Consider the following 260-nt stretch of genomic DNA (forward strand, 5'->3'; position numbering starts at 1 on the left):
GACGTTTCATCGAGCGACTTGCGCAGATACAGCGCAACCAGCGCGGCCACCGCGCCGACCACGAACGGCACGCGCCAGCCCCATGCCTTGAGTTCATCGGTGGTGAGCGTCTGTTGCAGGATGACGAGCACGAGCAGCGCGCACAACTGCCCGCCGATCAGCGTCACGTACTGGAACGACGCGAAAAAGCCGCGCCGGCCCTGCAGCGCGACTTCGCTCATGTACGTGGCGCTCGTGCCGTACTCGCCGCCCACCGAGAG

1 protein-coding gene is annotated in these 260 nt (G+C 66.2%); it reads right to left on the reverse strand.

Translation table 11 applies throughout. The features are described 5' to 3' along the window. Window positions 1-260 (reverse strand): MFS transporter (locus ACYPXD_RS06410; protein ID WP_459708743.1); only part of this gene is annotated, 260 nt, incomplete at both ends.

The sequence above is a fragment of the Paraburkholderia sp. 2C genome, assembly GCF_054589215.1.